A 20465-nucleotide genomic window follows, 5' to 3' on the forward strand; every position below is an offset into this window, starting at 1 on the left:
TCAGGCAAGCTTACCGTATCGCGTTTCATAGTCACGCACGAGTTGCGTCAGCGCCTCGCTCAGCCGTTTCGCGGCAAAGGGGCTGAGGATGATCCGGTGCTGCAAATCCACTTCCAGTTCAGCGGGCGTCGTGCTGGGCTGGTCCCAATTCTGGTTCACACCGAAATTCAGGACCACCTCCTCGCGGGTGCTGGTGGCGTTGCACATGTTGCAATAGCTGCTCTTGAGATTGGCACTGTTGAACCGAAGCTTCTGCTGGCGCGGCGCGGCCTGTCCCTTGGGCGTCGCGGTCTTTTCATTCATGTGCTTGTCTCCAGTTCGCCCGAAGGCCCTTCACCAGCGGGCGTGGCAGCCTTGCGGCGCTTGTCGCCCGTCTTTTCCCTCGGCCGATTGAGGCCGGGAATGAGAATGGGGAGGAAATCACCACCAGTCGTGCATTCACCAGCATCGCCATTGTCGAGCAGGAAGCGCGACAGCCATGTCGAGCATTGATCATCGGCCTCCGTCATCGCCGCCATCATGCCTTGAACGGCAGGTCGCGCAGCCATGTCGATTTTCGGCGACACGGCGGCGGCGGTCGCGACACCTGCTGGCGTGACAAGTCCATCGCCGGGTGCTGACGCAGTGGGCGCGGGCGTGACGGGGGCAGGCGTCGCTGGTGGAGTGGCTGTCGGCGATGGCGGCGTCCCGGACTCGGTCGTCGGGGCTGTAGTGCCGTCGTCAGGCTGGTCCTGCTTCTTGCCGTCCATACCCTCTTCATACCAGGCCGAATTCGTCGCGTGGATATCCTGCGCCCAGCGATCCACCGCATCGTAAAAGCCATAAGTGAGCGGACCGAAATCCGCTGGAGGCACGACCTGCGATCGCCACAGCGGCGCGGGCTTTACCGGGGTAAATTCGATGTCCGGCAGGTGCGGGTTGGCGAACGGGCGATAGTCGCGGATATCGGCGATCAGCGAAGGTGGCGCATCGCCCCACGCCGCAAACCCCTTGTCGATGTCCAGCGCCACGCGCGTCGCCAGCCACAGGTCGGCCATGGTTTGCTGACGATCGGCATTGGTATCGCCAAAATAGCCAACCAGTTGCAGCGCCTGATCATCCTGGGTGGCGGAAGGTGCAGCCGCGTTGATCGCCACGACCTTGACCTCCAGCACCTCGCTCGACCCGTAAGGGGCCGTTTCCGGCACGGTCGCATCCAGGCTGAGTATCCAGCGCTCGCCCGCCGCGATCGGTGTATCGCTGCTGACGCTGATCCGGGCGAGGCGCTTGCCGCCAGCGGCAGCCTCCGTCACAAAGCCAAGGCTCGCGCCCGCAGGCAGATCGGCCCCCGGCAACACGCCGTCGACACGCAACAGTGCGGGATCATACATGACCGTAAATGTCATGGTCTTGACGCCGCCCTGGCTGGCGAAGCTCACTTTCAGCCCGGCATCATCGGCGAGCGGCACATCGACATGCTCGCCCGGCCCGCGCATGAAGTCGGGCAGGCTTGCGCTGCCCGCCATGGACTGGCTGAAGGTCAGGCTGGTTTGATAGGCACCGCCGATCAGGCCGTCATTATTTCCGTCCAGCACCGATCCATCGGCGCTGATGAAGGCGCCATCGGCGATGACCAAGCCGTAGCTGCCATATTGCAGCGGCGTGCCATCGGCGCGGGTGAGCGTGAAGCCCAACCCGTCGGCCGCAAAGCCGAGGGTAAGGGCAACCGCATTGCCGCTGCTGTCGGTGAGTTGCACCGCCTTGCTGCCCGCCAGACCATCAAGCGGTTCGGAAACGCGCACGACCAGTCCGCCATCGGCAAAGCCCGCCTGCGTCAGCCGCAGCAGGGGCGGATCATTGACGACCAGGCTGATCGGCGAAGCCAGGAAGCTGCCATCGTCATTGCGCAGGCGCGCGCTGACCAGGAAATTGCCATCGTCCGCATATATATGGCTGGCCGCGCTGGCGCTGCCTGCCACCGAAGCGGGTGCCGTGCCATCACCCCAGTCAATGACCCATTCGATCGGGCTATCGTCGCCCGGATCGCTCGAACCCAATGCGATGGTATAGGTCTTGCCGGTCAGCGTGGTGGTCAGGCCCGATACGCTGAGGATCGGCGCGACATCGGCCACCGCGACATTGAAGCGCTGCTCGGCCAGCGCGCCATGGGGATCGGTTACGCGGACGGTAAAGACCGCATCCGCGCCGCCATCGGCAGGCCGCCAGTTCAGCACTCCGCCGTTCGTCAGCGTTGCCCCCGCTGGTCCTGACACCAGCGAGAATATCAGATCGCCAACCGCATCGTCGCCATCGCTTGCGACAAGCTGCAACGACAGCGCGCTGCCTTCATTCACACTGACCGGGCCAACCACCGCCAGCACCGGCGCGATGTTCGTCACCTCGATATTGAAGCCGGTCTCTGCAAATGCTCCCAGCGGATCGGTTACGCGAACGATCACCGGCTGACTGCCAAGCCCGGCGGCCGTCCAACTAAACTGGCCATCGCTCGTCACATTTGCCCCAGCCGGGCCGCTGACCAGCGAATAGACCAGCTGCGTCGCGGCATGATTGCTGTCGGTCGCCGAAAGCGTGATCGCAACATCGCCGCCCGTCTGTACCGAGCGATCGGCGATCGGCGCGAATATAGGCGCCGGGTTGGAGACTAGGACCGCAAAGCTGCGCTCGGCAATCAGCCCGCCGGTATCAGTGACGCGCACTGTCACTGTCTGGGGGCCGGGATCGCCCGCCTGCCAGCTGAACAGGCCGCTGGCCGAAATGGCCGCGCCGTCGGGACCGCTCACCAGCGAATAGGTCAGCGCTTCGGCGACATCTTCATTGTCGCTGGCCGTGATCGGCAGGATAAGCAGCTTGCCGCTTTCAATCGCAACATCGCCAAGAACCGGCAGCGTCGGCGCGGTGTTGCCGATGACCGGCACGACGTTCAGGGCGAAACTCCGCTGGTCGAACGCACCATCGGGATCGGTGACGCGCACCGTCACCTGGCTGGGGCCGTTTCCTGTCGCTATCCAGCGCAGCTCGCCGGTCGGCGAGAGCGACGCGCCACTGGGTCCAGCGATCAATGTATAGGTCAGGTCCGTCGAAGCATCATCCTCATCGCTTGCAGCCAGTTGTAGCGTGAAAAGCGATCCTGCATTGACGTCACGATCCGGCAGCGCGGCAAAGACAGGTGCTGCATTGCCCGGCACCACGACGGTGATCGCAAAGCTGCGCTCGGCGGTTCCGCCGTCACGGTCGGTGACGCGGACCGTGAAATTCTCAACGCCCAGCAAGCCGGCTGTCCAGCTGAACAGGCCCGAAGAACTGACGCTGGCACCGGCGGGGCCGGAAACGAGTTCATAGGTCAGATTCGATGCGATATCCTCTACGTCGCTGCCCAGCAGATTGAGCGTCACGAAGCTGCCCTGCACCGCGCTGCGATCCTGCACGACGGCGAGTCCCGGCAGATCGTTGACGGCATTCACGGTGATGGCGACACTGGCCGACACTGGCGCGCTCAGGCCGTCGGTGATGCTGTAGGTAAAGCTGTCCGCGCCTGCAAAATTCGCATCCGGGCGGTAGGTCCATGCGCCACCCGTCACGGTCGGCGGGATGAGCGTCCCATTTGCCGGGCCGCTCAGGATCGCGACACTCAGCAGATCGCCATCGGCGTCATTGTCATTGGCAAGCAGATCAATGACGATGTCCTGATCTTCGTTCCCGCTGCCGCTGTCATTGGTCGCCACCGGCGGATTGTTCGCTACCGCCACGAACATGACATTGTCGATGGTCACGCGGCTGTCGAGATCGCCCATCGCAATGAGATCGAAGGAGAGCAACGCGCCGTTGCTGCGGTTGATACCCGCAAGCGAAACAGTCACCGTCGCGATGCCCGTCAACGGATCGCCGCTCACGGTCACGCCGGGAGCAAGGTAGAGCGATCCGTCGGCTTGCAGGTTGAGCAGGGCGTCGGACAGGTCCAGCCCTTCCAGATCGCCCAGCAGCGACTGGCCGGTAACCGGATCGAGCAGTGCCACTTCAAACGCATCGGGCGGCAGCGCGCTGTTCGCACCCAGAACCGCCGAACGGATCTGGAAGCTGATTTCCGTCGCGCCATTGGGCAGGACGAATTTTTGGTTGAGCGAGGACAGGAAACGGCTGTCCTCGGCCAGCACACCCATGCCGCCGGAAACCACGCCCCCACCGACTGGCGACCAGCCCGAAGCCGCACCGAAATCGCCATTCTGGAACGGCGCGGTCGCCGGGGTTCGCGGTGCCAGCAAGGCGAGCGGCGCGATGGCGGCGGCCGCCGCATTGCCAGTCCCGGTGAGCGTGACAGTGCGCACCGCCCCCGCCACCGGCGCTACGACCGGCACAACCGGCAGATCGGCCAGGCCGGGCAAGCGCCGCTCGCCCAGGCCCAGCGATTCATTCATCACCCGGCCGACCGTCGTGGTCGGCAGTCCCGACAGGCCAAGTTCATGGCCCATTTCGTGGATCAGCACGGTGAGCAGGTCGTATCGCCCCGCCGCCGCGCTACCGTCGATGGCAATCAGCCGGCCGCCCGACGTCAGGAACTCGCTCGCTCCATTTGGCGTGATATCGACAAACCAGCCGCGCCCGGCACCATCCGCATCGATCGTGATAACATTGCCCGAATGGACGGCCAGAGCCGCATCCTGATGGTCGGTCAGGGCGAATTCCAGATCCGCCAATTTCTGTGCGTCAGCATCGCTGATCCCCGCAGCCATCCAGGCGAGCCGCGCATCGTCGACCAGGCTGGCAAGCTGTTCCAGCGTAACGGCCGGAGCGGCAGGGGTGATTGCGACACCTTCGGCCGCGACCTGCGGCGAACCTGGCATGACACCATTCATCGCCGCAACCGTCGTGAAGCGAAGGTCGTCGAGCAGATATATCTGGCTGACCGCCGTCCCCAGATCCTTGGCAGCGTTGGTGATCGCGTCGATGAATGCCGCGTCCTCCAGATCCTGCTTGTCCTCCGCAGTCGGCGCCATATTTTCATGGGTGATCGTGATCGTCGCCGAACGGCCCTTATATTCGTCGGGAACGATGACCGAAAATTCACTGGACGTGAACATCCCGGTACCCAGATCGACCTGCCGCGCGCCCGCTTCCTGATTGGCAACCAGCGCATCGATGGTCGGCAGTCCGGCCCCTTCGAAACGGACGCGAATTTTCGCGCCGGGCTGCAACATATAGGGCTTGTACACCTTGAAGGTCAGATAGGGCTGATCCTTCGGTACATAGACGAAATTGTGGGTGATCGAATCCAGCCCCGGCAGGATCCGTCGCGTCTCCATCTTGATCGCTTCCCAGATGTCGCCATCGGGCAGGAAGGAATCGATGATCTTGGTGAGGGCGGCGCTGGCCCCCATGATCAGCGAATAATTGTCCTGATTGGGGAACAGCTTGTCGAAGCCGTTTTCGATCGCATTGGAGACATAGGCCTTCAGGCGGTTCAGCCCCGCCTCATCCTTCGTATCGGCACCCAGAGACATGGTGACGCCAGTGCTTTCGACCAGCGTGTTCAGGCCGTCATTGAGCGCCTCTGTCGCCATGCCAGCGGCCTTGAATACCTTGTTGGTCGCTTTGAAATATTTGTTGACCATGTCGATCTTTTTGCCGGCATCAAAGCCCGCCCAGCCGATCACCTTTGCGGCCAGCTTCGCCTCAACAAAGTTCAGCGTCGGCAGCTTGAAATTGCCGATGGTGATCTGGTTGGCCAGGCTGACCTGGCTGTCGAAAAAGTCTTCCCAAATCTTGACCAACACCTTCTTGACCAGCGCCTGGGGATTGGTGTTGACCATGAACAGCGCGGCGACATCGATTTTGCCGATGGCATCGGCATCGGGCAGGCCAAGCAGGTCGAGCTTGAACCCCTGCCCGCCATGAAATGCGAAGCCGGGAATTTCGTAGGAAATCGGGAAGCGACCGGCATCGTCGGCCAGTTCGCCGGTCGCAATGCGCTCCAGATGGACATTGAGCGATTCGCGCGTGCCCTGTTCGAAATCGCCGTTGAAGATGCTCTGGACCGCTGAACCCCCAGGATTGGGTGCCTCGCTATTATCCTTGGTGACATCAACCTCGCCGCCGCTGATGATCGGCCGGAAATCCGCCCCGCCCCCTGCGGCCGAATAGAACCAGCCGGTGCCCACGCCATCGGTGATACTGAAATGCGTCGTGGAGGTCGTGTTGCCGGTGACCATCTGGCTCGCCGCACCGATACGCACCGACATGCTGGAGCTTGTCACCTTGCCCGGATCGACAAAATACCATGGCTCCATATTCCATTGGTCGAGCGACGGCAGGCCGAATACTTTGGGCCGGATGCCATCGTCGGTGATGCGCCGATAGATATCCAGTCCCTGGAATTTGGTCATGTTGGTGTCGATCGTGCCGGCATACCATTGCCACACGCGGCTATGCGGGCCACCTGCCCCCAGTCCGGCAAAATCGTCCAGATTGAACCCGGATACGCCCGGAACCACGCCGCCCAGATATCGCGAAATATCCGTCGGGCCGATATCGCGCCCGTTGGGCGTGGCCGTCGTGAAAGTCTGCGAGGCGGCATCCTGATAATAATTGTCGCTGAAGCTGATATTCGACCACAATTTGACGTCGGGATCGAGGAAATCGCCGAACTTCACCGGATCAAGTTGCACACCCAACGTCTGGGCCAGGTCCTGGAATTTCTGAATACGGAACGCCATCTTGGCGGCACCCGCCGCCTCGACCATGCCCTTGCCGACACCGCCCAGGATCGCCCCTGTCGCCACCAGCGAAAGGCCGCCGGAGCCGACCGCCGTGCTGACCGCGCCGACAGCCGTGGCGACCGAACGCACGGCCAGCGCCAGCGATTTGAAACTGCTATAGGCCTTTGCGATGTTCAGCAGCGTATTGACCGGAATATCCAGCGAATCCTGCACGAAATCATGCGGGTCCAGCGTCGTCATGTGGATGCCGCTGGTGACCCGGCCATAATAGCCAAGGCGCTGGATAATCTCGCTATTGACCACCGTTCCGCGTGAATGGCCGATGAAATGCAGAGGCGAGCTGAGCAGCGTATTGCTCGATTCCGCGTCCAGATCCATGAGCGCGGCAAATAGGGCATCGGCGGCGGCTTCGGAGAAGCCTGCTTCGGCATGGGCGGATTCGCGGACCCAGTCCGAAATCAGCACGACAGGCTTGCCGGCATAGGCTGCCAGCATATCGCCAGTGACAACCCTGGTCGGGTTGCTCATGTCCACCCAGGTGCCCTTGTTCTTGTCATAAAGCAGGACGATGCCGCCCCCGCCCAGACGCGAGATCATCTCTCCCATTTCCTGGAAAGCCGCAGGCTGGTGGAAGGAATCATTGTCGGTCCAGATGCCGTCCAGCTGGAAACCATGGGTCAGTACGGTCACGCCGTTGAACGTGCCGGCCGGCACCTTGTCGGGCAGAACGGTAAATTGCCGGAAATCGCGAATGCCAAATTCGGTTGAACGGACGCCCCAGAAATAGGTCTGCCCACCGGTCAGAACGCGTGCAAATTCAGGATCGAAGGTCAGTTCAAATTTGCCCGGAGGCAGCGCCCCATCCGACACCACTTCGCCGCTCGCCAGAACCCGCCATTTGCCCGCTTCCAGATTCACCTTGGTGAAGATGCGGCTGGGATGCTTGTCGGAACCCTGCCAATCGGGCTGTTGCAGCAACCCTCTTTCGCGGATCGGATCGTCCGGCCACAACCCGTCGCCGGGCGCGAGGGTGCTGAGATAGAAGCTGGTTTTCATCACCGATCCGGCGGGTATCAGCGTCGGATCGAATTCCCACTTGAAGGTCAGCGGCGGCGGGTTGTCGCCGTGAAGGTCCAGTTCGGTCGTCGGGGTGAGCAGATTGAGCGCCTGGATGGCATTGAGCGCCAGTCCGCGCCCATGCCGGGTGACGTCAACGGCACCCTGACCGGTGGATTCATTATAGATGTCAAACGGATAGTTCGGGTTATCGATCGCCTTGTCTTGAAACTCGACGAGCAGCTTGTCGAAATCGCTGCGCTTGGCGATGTCGCGGACCTTGTTGATGTCCATGATGACGATGTTACCGGCACCCCGGTAATTCGCGTAAAGCTTGGTGCCGGAGCTATCGACACGCAATTCCTCCAGGAACGCGAACGGAACCGGCGTCGTCGCCCCGACGAGCCGACGGTTCGGCCCGAAGGGATCCTGGATGACCAGAATTTTGGAACCGACCCGGTAAAATTCATCGACCAGCTGCGAGTAATCCAGGTCGCGATACCAATAGAGGGTCGGCAAACCCCAATCGGCGACAAACATATATTCGAGGTCCGGCGTGACTGCGATGCCCGACGCATTATGGACGTTGAGGTCCGGCACCCGACCGATCGAAAAGCGGCCTTCATCAGTGCTGCGCTTCTTGTCGACGCTGATGACCAGCCCGGCGATGGTGAACGGCTGTTCGAACACGCCGATTTCCTGACCCATGGTCAGGGTCGCGACCTGGGTAACGATGTGCGTTCCGGCAGGCGTGCGCTCCAGCAACTTGGCACCGCGATTGCGGTCCCCGCGCGCCACGAACACCATCTTGTTGGGATCGACCGTCGGCTGGATATCGAACACCTCGATACCTGCGGCCACCTTGTCGACAACCGTGCGCCATCCGTGGATATTGGCCTGATCCTCGGCCGGGCGTTGCTCCTCGTCGACGTTGACGACCATGATCAGGCCGGCATCGCTGTTCTGATTGTTGATCCAGGGGCGCTGACCGAACATTTCGGATACCGGCAGGCCCACATAGAGGCGGGTGCCATCGGCATTCAGTGCCATGCTGGTGATATGGCCGAACTGTTCACCCTTGCTGGTGATTTCCATGTTCAGCGTATGCTGGGGATCGGCGACGACCTTCAGATAATTGTCCCGGCCCGGATCAATGTTGATGACATAGACCTTGCCCAGCCCGGCAGCGTAAAGATAGCCATTCTCCGTATCGACCGCGAGCGCCGTGACCACCCCGCCCTCGACCTTGATGAAATCATTGTCGCTGTTGGGATTGAGATCATATTGTCGCAGCGTCAGCGTATCGATGACGGCAATACCCTTTTCGGTCGCCACAAAGGCTGCGCCCAGGTCGCCGGTCACGACGATTTCCCTGACTGGCGCGCCCAGATCGATACGGGCGATCAGCTGGTCTGTAGGCTGTGTCGTTTCGAACGAGAGCTTGCGATCAATGATCTGCACGCCCTTCGCATCGCCGACAAAGGCATATCCCGCCTTGTTGTCGATCTTGACGACCGCGCTTTCGACCAGTTCGGTGAAATCATTGGGTTCGCCACTCGCCGATCCGAACGATCCGACAGCCGGGCGGACGATCGTGATATCGCTGGCCCCCAGCAGGACGGTGGGCGGCGCCGTGAAGCTGAGTTGCTGCGTTCCACCAATGCTGCCGGTTATGACCGCATTGGATATCACAACCCGCTTCGAACCGTGGGTCAGGACGACCCGGACGTTGCTGGTCTTTGCGCTGATCGATCCGGCTTCACCGTCGATGAAGTCAAGCCCTGTGATCGTGACGGACGTGCTGCCGTCATTGGCGACCAGCGATGCGACGCTGGAGACGATCGGTCCCTTGTCGGACTGGAAGGCCTGCGGCGGGAAACTGGCAAGGATCGTCTTGCCGTCATTCAGTTCCGCCTGCGTGAATTCAGGCGACAGGTCGATCCTGCGGACGGCGTCCTGATCTTTTGCCAGGTCAGCGTAAATCTGGATTTCCTTGAGCTGCGCAAACAGCGGCAGCGCGATCGACCCGATGGCAGCGCCAGCCAGACCCAGCGCAACCGTCGCGCCAGCCAGGCCGCCAACGGCCGCAATGCCGATGGCAGGCGCGAACACCAGCGCATTGAGCGCCGTGAAGCCGACGTTCAGCCGCAGGATCGGCAACGGCTTGGCCGCACCCGCAACCAGGACGGCGCCACGCCTGCTCAGGCCCGGAAATGGCGGCGACTTGGCCCGTGCCATGCCGTCGGCATCGATCACCCCGGAATCGATGACCGTCCAGACCGGAATAGTCTCGCCATTCGGCCCAAGCGGCAAATCAACGCTGGCAAAGAACCAGACCTGATCCCCCGGATTGCCCGCTACCGGGACCGCGATCTGGACCGTGTCGTTGAATTCCGCGCCATCGACCTGAAGGTCGAATGCGCTCAGGAAGTGGAACGCATCGGTCGCGGGCATAACGATGGGCAGTTCTGCTTCCGTCAGCGTATCGATCGTGACCGTGGCATTGCCGCTCAGCGCCCCCGGCCCAAAGGCGATCTGGACGCCGTCGGCATTCTGCACGATGGCACCCGCAGCGCCATTGACCGCGACATCATCCCCAATGACCGGCGGCGTGACGGACACCATCACCCGGTCCTCGCTGAAGCCATTGATCACGGTGACAAAGGTCGAACCGGCACCAACGCCGCGCATCAGGCCATTTTCATCGACGGTCACGATCGCGCTGTCGGCGGATACATAGACGGTCCCTGCCGCCGCGCCGTTGGCGAAGGTTTCCTCCGTCGGATCAAGGCTGGTGATAATGGCGCGGGAGCCGCCGTTGGGCAGCAGGGTCACGCTGTCGGGATAGGCGTTGATCCCGTAAATCTGAGTCATCAACTCACGCACGCTGTCGGGTTCGCCCACCGTCAGCGACGTGGCGGCCGCGATATTGCCGCGTGAGACCTTCAGATAGGTCGACCCCTGAGCCAGAGCCAATAATGTCCCGTCCATACCCAAACGGACGATATCGGGATGGCCGACGCTCGCCGTCACATAGGAATAGGGCAGCGCAACATCGGCCTGATCGGCAAACTGACCGATAAGCCCCACGCCGCCACTTTCGCCCGGTGCCGCAAAGGCGGGCTGGCGCAGCGCGAAATTCAAGGACAATAGGGCCGCATCGGAAACGTTGATGTCGATGACGCCTTCGGCCGAACTGCCAAAGCCGTCATCGGCCGAAAAGCGGATCGACGCCGCGCCCGAATAGCCGGCGGTCGGCGTGAACAGGACGCCACGCCCATCGGCAGCCAAAGCAGCCGCTCCGCCAGTCGCCCCCACGATACGGAAATAGAGACGGTCGCCATCCGGGTCGGTCGCCAGCTTGGTCAGATCGACATAACGCTGCAAGTCGACATGGGTTTTTTCCAGCGGAATCGTGGCGGCGATCACCGGCGACTGGTTCGCCCGGAAACCATAGTTGGCAGCCACGATCTGATTGTCGATCGCGTCCGTCACGCCATCGCCACTGACATCCGATCCGGCGAGAGCGGCCACCACGGCGGCGCTATCCAGCCCATCGACCTTCGCATCGCCGTTGATATCGCCCGCGGCGCGCATCTCGAAAGAATAGGCACCACTGCCAGACATCCGCAACTCGTGCAGACCCGATGTGGACAGCGCGAACAGCGTCACTAGCTTGCCGCCAGCCTGGGCGCTTGCCAGACGCGTCAGCCCTGCGATCTGGGGCGTTACCGTTCCTCTGGTCTCTACCCTCAGAATAACGAATGTGTTGGGAAGCCCCTCCAATTCGCTTTCGCGCAGCGTGAACGCGAAACTTTCTGCGCCGCCTGCGCCAAGATCGCCCGACACCGTCTGCCCAGTGAACGTCGCCGGGGTCGCCAGATCAGCGACAATCGCTTCCGTCGCCACGGTGCCGTCGCCATTATAGACGATCCGTTTTCCTGCACCCGATGAAGGCACTTCAAGCGCCAGCCGACCATCGACATAGCCATAGCGGACGCCCGCCCCGGTCACGAGATCGCGCAGTGCGGTCAGCTGGTTGTCATCATCCCAGCTATAGATGCTTGCCTTGCCTGTTGCATCGGTGACCTGGGTAACATTGCCGCGCGCATCATGCAGGAAGCGCAGCGCATCACCGCCCAGCGCGGTGACGCCGCTGTCGCCGATCAGCAGCTTGCCCTCGGCCTTTTGAATTTCGACCGTGCCGCGCTGGCTGTCGAGAATGTAGATCGTGCCGTCAGGCGCACGCAGGGCATAGTCACGGTCGCCGAACACCGGCGAACCGGGATTATAGGCCGCGCCGCTATCCACATCGTAGAATTTGCCTCCAATCTTGCGAAGCTGGACATCGATCGAGCTGAACTGCCAGCCATGTGTGCCATCAGCCGTCCAGGCGGGGCGGTAGAAGGTCTGACCGCCGATGACCTCCTCGACGGGGTTGAAGGTGAAGCCCGCCCGTTCGCCGGTGGGCAAGGTCAGGAACAATCGCGTGCCAATCTCGAACGCGGGCAGCGCGCCGCCTGCATTGGGCTGGCTGCCGACGCTGGTGACGATATCAGCGTCAAGGCCAAGGAACGTCCATTTGCCCGTAATGCTGTCATAAGCCCGGACCAGATCGAACGGCACCCCGCCCAGCACGGTCGAGATATCGACATGCTGCGTGGTATAGCGGGACGTCTTGTCCGCGCCCGTGCGCAGTTCGATCGTGGCGCTGTCCACGCTGGTCCGGCCGGAAATGTCGGTGGCGGTCAGCCGCAGGCGGTAGAATCCGTCAGCCAGGCTGCGCCCGTCCAGCGTCGCGAGCGTACCAGCAAGGTTGGCACCGCCTTCACCCAGCAGGGTGACATCACCCTGCCCGTCGATCAATTGCAGCGTCCAGCCGTCGAGATTGCTGTCGTCGATGGTCCCGGTGATCGCCAGGGTCGAAGTGACGATAGCGTCGTCAATGGCCCCGTCGAACAGCACGCTCGGCGCATTCTTGTCCAGCGGGTCGCGCACTTTCAGGATTTGCGTAATCGTCTTTTCGCCACCGTCTGCATCCCGCGCAGTGACGGTGAAGCTATATTTGCCTGGCAAACCGGCCACCACCGTTGCCCGCCCGTTCGCATCAAGCAGCACCTCCTGGCCGTCGAGCAGAACGCGCAGGGATGTGATGTCCGCCAGGCTGTCAGCCACGGCGTGGATCAGCACATTTTGCCCCGGTGCCGCCGGGAAGCTGGGCGTCAGCTCCAGGCGAACGACTGGCGGCACAGGATCGATCGTCGCGCGCAGCAATATCGTCTGGCGCACTTTTGCCCGTCCGTCATCGGCAATCAGGGTGACGGCATAATCGCCCGCCTGACCGGGACCAGGGGTCCAGACAAATTCGCCGGTAACAGCGTCGAAGTTCGCCCCTTCGGGCAAATCCTCGGCAGAAAATGTCAGGACGTCCTCGCTGTCGGGGTCGCTTGCCCGGACGGTGAAACGCTTTTCCTCGCCAATCAGGAAGGCGTGATAGCCCTCGTCCAGCACCGGCAGACGATTGACGTTAGCGACCCGGACCATGACGTCGATGCTATCGACCGCGCCCAGCGGGTCGGTCGCGGTAAAGCGCAGGATATGATCCCCGGCCTGCGCATAGCCTGGCGTCCATTGGATCTCGCCCCGCGCAGGGATGAACAACATCCCTTCGGGCAAGCCGTTGGGGGCCTGATAGATGACGGGGTCGGCATCGGGATCGCCCGCGATGATGCGGAACACCATCGGCGCGCCCTCCCGCGCCAGTTGCAGCCCCATCGGCACGAACACCGGTGCCTGATTGGCATTGGCGACGGTCAATATGATCGTTTCGCTGCTGCTGGAATGGCCGTCGCTGACGGAGAAGGTGACGCTATATTCGCCGCTGGAATTGAGCGGCGGATTCCAGACGAATGCGCCGGTTACCGGATCGAGCGAAGCCGTCTCCGGCGCGCCGCTCATCGTGAAGGTCAGCCGGTCATTGTCCGCGTCAGCCCCGGCCAGTGTGAACGCAAGGGCTTCGCCTTCCGTAATACTATGATTGCCCACCGGGGCCAGTTGCGGGGCGGCATTTGTGGCGCGCACGACCACCTTGAACGATGCGGTGTCGCTCACGGGCGTGACGACGCCGCTACCGGAATCCGTTACCGTCACCAGGGCGTCATGGCTGCCGGCCTGCGCCAGTGTCGGCGTCCATTCGATCAGCGCCTTGCCGTAGATGCTGGTGGGCGTGATCGTGGCTCCGGGCAGCCCGGCAACCGCATAGGTCAGCGCGTCCTGGTCCATGTCGGCGACATTAACGATAACCTTCATGGTCTCGCCGATCACCGCCACGACATCGCCGATATAGCCGATTTCCGGTGCCTCGTTCGGGCTGGTCACCTTGATGGTGAAGGCATAGCCGCCGCCCAGCGGCTCGCCCGATCCGTCCCCGTCATCGGTAGCGGTCACGATGACGACATGGTCCCCGCGCGCATTGGCGCCGGGCGCGACGCGGATCTTGCCGGTCCCGTCGCCATTATCCACGAAGGTGATAAAATTGGGCAGTGGGCGGAACGGGCTTTCGTTGCGCAGGGCCAGGACCAGCACATTGCCGTCCGCGTCGCTCGCGCTGACGGGAATTTCCAGGACTGCATCCTTGGCAACCGTCGCATTTTCGATCGGACTGACCACCGGACGGCGGTTCTGGTTGAACACGCTGATCGGAACGATGATGTCCGTCGTCAGCGGAACGCCCGTCCCATCACCGTTATCGGTCGCACGGAAACGCACGACATGATCGCCAGCCTGCGCATTGGTCGGCGTCCAGGTGAAATCATAGGTGTCCGGGTCGAATGTCGCGCCGGGCGGGATGTTGCCGATCAACTGGACGGTTACGGTCCGCGACGTCTCGCTGGTTTCAACCGCTTCCCCGTTTTCGCCGTTGCGCAGAGCGGGCGTGTAATAGGGGTTGTCGGGATCGAAGGCGAATACGTTGAAGGCAAGCTGCTGGCCTTCGAGTATCTGCCATCCTTCAAGCTGGTCGAACACCGGGGCGGCATTGGCGTTGCCGACGGTGATCTTGGTGACGAACCGCACCAGCGTTTCGCCATCGGTGACGAAGAAGGCGATGTCATAGACACCGTTCTGGATATAGTTGGGCGTCCAGGTAAATTCGCCGGTCGTCGGGTTCAGCGTCGCGCCAAAGGGCAGGATTTCCACGCCATAGGACAGTTCACGATCGCTGCGCGAGCTGGCATTGATCCGAAAATTGACGAGATCGCCTTCGCGCGCAATCCTGTCGGCAACAGGCACCACCTGTGGCGGCTCGTTTCGTTCGGCAACGAACAGGGTGACCACCACCTCATCACGGGACAGGCCATCGGTGACGAAGAAGCGGACATCATAGGTCCCCGCCGCTTCATAGCCCGGCAACCAGGAGAATGCCCGCGTCGCCGGATCGAATGTCGCCCCGGCGGGCAGCCCGTCCGCCCAATAGGTCAGCGGCTGCGATTCAGGATCGACCGCGACCAGCTCGAACTCAAACAACTGCCCTTCCCCGCTCGACACGGCGGAGAGCGACGATGTGAATTCCGGCGCACGATTGCCCCCGGCGATCGCCAGCACGAAACGCTGGAGCGAGACGGCGCCCCGTGCATCGAACGCCTCTATCACCACCGGGGTGATTGATGCCGTCCCCGCGGGCGGCGTCCATTGCAGCAGGCCGGTCGTGGCGTCGATCGTCATGCCCACAGGCGCGGTGAGCAATCCGAAGGACACCGCCTGCCCTTCGGCATCGTTCGCCACCACTTGATAGCTGAGCGGCGTCCCGACTGTCGCCGATTGCGGCGGCACACTGACGAACGACGGCGCGGTGTTGGGGACGGCATTCGCAACGATGCCGGTCACGAAATCAAGCCGGCGATTGGCCGATGTCGTGATCGAAACCGTGCGGCCGGACGTGCTTTCGCCTGCCTCCAATATGCCATCGGGCGGAAGCGCGCCGGACAGGTCGATCAGGAAGCGTCCGTCGTCGGTCTGGCCGGTCGCGCCCAGCGGAACGCCGGGGAAGCCGCCCAGCGGATCGATCGTCAACAAGGCAGGCAGGGTGATCGGCCCGTCAGTCTTGTTGGTAATCGTCACCTTGTAGGAGATGGTGCCCGTCTCGCGGTCCAGCCGGGTATCTTCGAACAATATATCGACAAGGGTCGAGATATCCTCGAACGCCGCAAATCCGGTCTGGTAATTGACACCCATGCGCTGGCCGTTCGCCGATGTCAGCGGTGCGCCGATCGTCAGCGTATAATCGCCAGCCGGTATATTACCGACATTGAGATAGGCGGTTCGGCTGGCCGCATCATAGGTGACGGCGCGGATCTGCTGCGCGCCCAGCGTGGCGTGGTTGAGCGTATAATATTCGGCGTTGGTCACCGACCCCGCCTGACTGGCCGATCCGGCGAACATGTCCTGATCGAACGTGACCGACAGGAAGGCCTGCGGCAGCGCGATCTGCGCACCGGGAGACGGATTTGTGGCGACAACGACCGGCGCGGTGGCGGGCGCGATGATGTCGACCTGGTTGCTCTGGCTGACCAGCACACGGCCATCGCTGGTCGTGATGACGACATCGCCGCGCGACCCGCCCTTGGCCACGTCGATCCGCCGCAAAGTCGCGGTATCCACCATGGTCAGTGCGCCGCCCGGTTCCGCAAGACCCGCATCGTCGACCGTTCCCGCGGTGTGCGTGACGAACAGCAATCCGTCGAGGCGCGTCCCTGCCTGGCCAAAAGCCAGCGAATCCGCGGGCGCGTCGAAGGTGAGCATGGTTTCCGCACGCGCGCGATCCGTGAAACGCACCACCTGCTTGCGGTCCGGCCATGTCACCGCCCACAATGCACCATCATTGTCGAAAGCCAGACTGCCGACGCGCAGATTTTCGTCCCTGCTCCACTGGGTGAAGCTGCCATCGTCTGGGTTGAAGATCGAAACGCCGCTGTTCGTCGACACATAGATTTTGCCGGTGGTGGGATGCACCGCCAGCGCAATGGTGACGCCATCGCCGAACCGGTCTAGAATCGCCCCGGTCTGGGGATCGAGCCTCAGCAGCGGCCCGCCGCCCGTGGTCGCCCACAGCCCGCCGTCCGCATCGAAGGCCATGTTGAAAATGGCCGTGTCCAGCTCGGCAAATGGTGTTGCCGCCGCGCCGCCCTGCCCGCTGAATTTCCATATCGTGCCGCGATTGGTGCCGCCGGAGACCAGGAAGTCGCCCTCCGGCGTCTCCACAATCGCCATCGGGCCGATTTCGCTGGTGCTGCGCGTGATGCCGGTGGCGAAGGCGCGCGCGACGAAGGGACTGAGGACGGAATCAAATTCGCTCGGCGCACTCAGCGGAGCCGCAGCGGGGACCAGTGCTTCGGCCTGCGTGAAAAGAGCGTTGGTCGAAGGCTCCGGCGTGGGTGCGGGCGGCTGCCCGAAATTGGGTGCCGTCGTGTCGGGTACAGTGGGTACACCGCCCAGATTGACGCTGGACCCGTCGGAAATGGCGTTGACGCCGGGCTTTGGCACTTCGCGATTACCCGCCACATCGGTCGCTAGGGCCAGGAATTCATAACTTTTCCCTGCCTCGCCCTCAAAGACAAGCACACCGCTGACATCGGGCAACATCCGCTGCCAGATTTTGAAATCGCCACCATTTTCAGCGGCATAAAGCGTCACATGCTTGACGCCGGAACCTCCGACATCATCCAGAACGCGCCAGTTGACCTCGAAATTGGCTGTCGTCCCCACTCTTTTGGCGGTGAGCGTGCTGGTCGGCGCGGCGGCATCGACCATTTGGCTCAGGACAATGGTGTCTTCGGGTGCGAAGCCATCCATCAGCACCCGCGCGGATGCGGAAATGCGCTCACCGGTGGCCACATCGTCCGCAGGGACGATGGTGTAGCTGACAAAGCCCGCGCCCTTGCCGCTGGCATCATTGGGGGCGAGCAGACCGCGGGTCGCGTCCTGCAGGACTTCGCCCGTCAGCGGGTCGATCGCCTGGATGAGCCAGCTGGCGCTCGCCGGTTGCTGGAACAGGTCCAGCACGGCGCTCACCCGCAGGATGAACCCGCGGGTCGCGGTAAAGTCGATTTCGGCGTCGAAACTGGTGCGGCCGTCCGGCACGTCGATATTGATATCGCCGATCTTGATATCGCCAAGGCGGAAGCTGCGCGGATCAAGATCGGGGTCGAGCGTGGTGACGACCTGGATTTCATTCGTATAGCGCGCCGAACCCGCCGCATTTTCGAAGCTGACGGTATAGGGCAGCTCCGCCGCGCCCGGCAGCCAGCCCTGCGTGTCGAGCGTCTGCGGACCCGTGATCGATGCCAGCCGGTTGACCTGACCCTCGCTGGCAAAGAAGCGCGAGAAATCCAGCTGGGCAAATTCCTGCCCGTCCACCGGCTCCGGCCCGTTAATCTGGAAATCGGCGGGCAACCCCGCGCCGCGCTGGTCGAACGGCACCCATGGCACGAAAATACGGAACGCTTCGAAATGGGTGGGCGTGGACAGGCCCAGATCATAGTCCGCCCGCACCGGGAGCGCCGGAACCGGTATCTCGCCATCATATTTGTCGCTATGGCGCGGGTCCATATATTCGATGGCGGCCATCAGCCCGTCCTGATGCCCGTAATAGGCGCGGACCTGATCGAAGAAGGCGAGCAGATCGCCCGTGGAGCGGACCGCAGAGCCGCCGGGGCCGAACAATATGCCCGATGCCAGCGTCGTCATCATGCTGACGATATGCTGTTTCGTCCGAATGGGCGGCACGTCCTGCTCGTCGCGCAGCAGACCGGCCTGCTCCAGCGCGGCGAGATAGAGGTCGGTCCACTGCCCTTCATCGGCGGCCAGCGCCAGCAAGGGTGCTGGCGCATCATTGGCCTCAAGGATCGCGGTGCGCAGGTCGCGCGCCTGCTTCGACTGGAAATCGACAAATTCGGCCCGCGTCATCGTGGTGGCCGCCGCGACGATATGGAAGCGGAACGGGATGAACGGGATTTCATCCTTGCTCGGAACGGCGCTATTCTGCTGATAAAGGCCGACGAAATCGAGCTGATCGAGCGTGCTGCGCGCGGCAGGCATGATCTCGCTCACCTTGTCCTTGACCGCTTCCCACCAGTCGCCAAGCCCACCCTCGCCACCGTCCAGGATCGGCGCGAGATCGGGGAACAGGCTGTTCATCCTGTCTTGAAACGCGCTGAAGGCTCGATCCGCCATTTCCTTAAGGCCAGGATAGGTGCGGATGTTGACGGTGAAGCCGCCAAAGCCGTCAGCGGGCTGATCGAACAGGAAGCCCGATGTCAGCAATTGCCCGTTGGTGTTGGTGATCGATTCCAGGTTGATGAAGGGGACATTGGCATTGTCGCTACCCTCTGCGCCCTCTGGAATACCGCGCACATTGGTGAAGAATTCCAGGAATTTGAGGCCATAGACATATTGGTTGTAATTGAGTTCCGGCACGCCGACCTGGAAATAGGTGTAGGGCGCATCGAGGTTGGAAATATTCTGGAGCGCGATCGAATAGGTCGCCTGATCGCCCGCCAGTATGACACGCGGCCCACCCACGCCGATCGTGACTTCAGGTTCGATCCCACGCTCGATCAGGAAACGATAGGGTTCGACCGTTTCGGCACCATCAGGATTGGTAACCTTCAGATCGTAAAGGCCGTGCGGCGCGTCGGTAAAATCGAATGTCGCGATGATCGTGCTGCTGTCGACCACTTCCCAAGCGACCGGCTCAAACTCGGCAATGCCCGGCCGGGACAGTTTCAGGATCGCATTCTCGTGGAAGCGCGCGCCCTTGATCGTCGTGGTGACATAGCGGCTGTCGCCACCGGTATCGGTCTCTATGCTGGTGATCACCATTGGCATCAGATCGGCGATCAGCCGTACCGTACTGCCTTCGTCCGGGCCGCTATAGCCGCGCACCATCACATAATAGACGCCCGGTTCCGTATCCGGCACGATCGCGGTCAGTTCCTGCGCCAGCGGCCCGGTATAGGTCGCGTCGAACAGCGCGGAGGTCGGCACATCGTCATGCCGCAGAAACACCTCGTTGATCGCACGCTCATCATCGGATGCCACGCGCAGCCGCAGGGTCTGTTCTGCTGGCACGACGATGCGATAAAGCCGCTCCTGCCCCGGCTTGAGATTGGCCGACAGCGGGATTCCGAGCGTCAGCGTCTCGATCGAGATGCTGGTGGCATTGGCGGCGGCGGTGATGTTGTTCGCCTCGCCCACATCCTCGAACAACTGGTTGCGCGCGTCGGCGCGAACGATAATGCGATAATCGCCCGCCGCCGCGCCGGGCAGCGTGGTATCCAGGTTGAGCGTATAGCTCTGGTCCGCCAGCAGCGATCCGGCGAAATTGGCGCGCCCCAGCAGCTTGTCACCGACGTCCCAGGTCGCATCGCGCGACAGATAGACCGCATCGCTCCAGCTGCCCGAAGCGGTGACCGTGCTTTTGTTCGTCACCGTCCAGCTTATGGTGACCGGATCGCCCGCCTGCTTATTGTCCGGCGCCACGATATCCGTGACCTGAATGTCGGTTGGCGGGGGCAGTTCGATGACCATCGGCACATCGCTGCCACGGACATTGTTGCGCTCGTCCGCTTCAAAAAGACTGCCGGTGGCGTCATAGCGCGCCGGATCGGTCACCACGAAAACATAATAGGCTTCGGTGCCCAG

The 20465-nt window shown here is 62.4% G+C and carries 2 protein-coding genes (1 of these 2 running past the window's edge); both read right to left on the reverse strand.

Annotated features, from left to right (window positions below):
- Positions 1–303 carry a DUF3467 domain-containing protein gene (locus tag ACODR8_RS08505; protein ID WP_489006845.1) on the reverse strand — a complete coding sequence of 101 codons (303 nt, stop codon included), beginning with the start codon at positions 301–303 and terminating at the stop codon, positions 1–3.
- Positions 300–20465: the 3' portion of a putative Ig domain-containing protein gene (locus ACODR8_RS08510; RefSeq protein WP_489006846.1), read on the reverse strand. It continues 16494 nt past the right edge of the window; 20166 of the gene's 36660 nt are visible here — the last part of the coding sequence; its start codon lies beyond the right edge, outside the window — the gene reads right to left on this strand; the stop codon is at positions 300–302. Before ACODR8_RS08510 ends, ACODR8_RS08505 begins: the two co-directional genes overlap by 4 nt.

The sequence above is a fragment of the Sphingobium sp. FG58 genome (genome assembly GCF_057809055.1).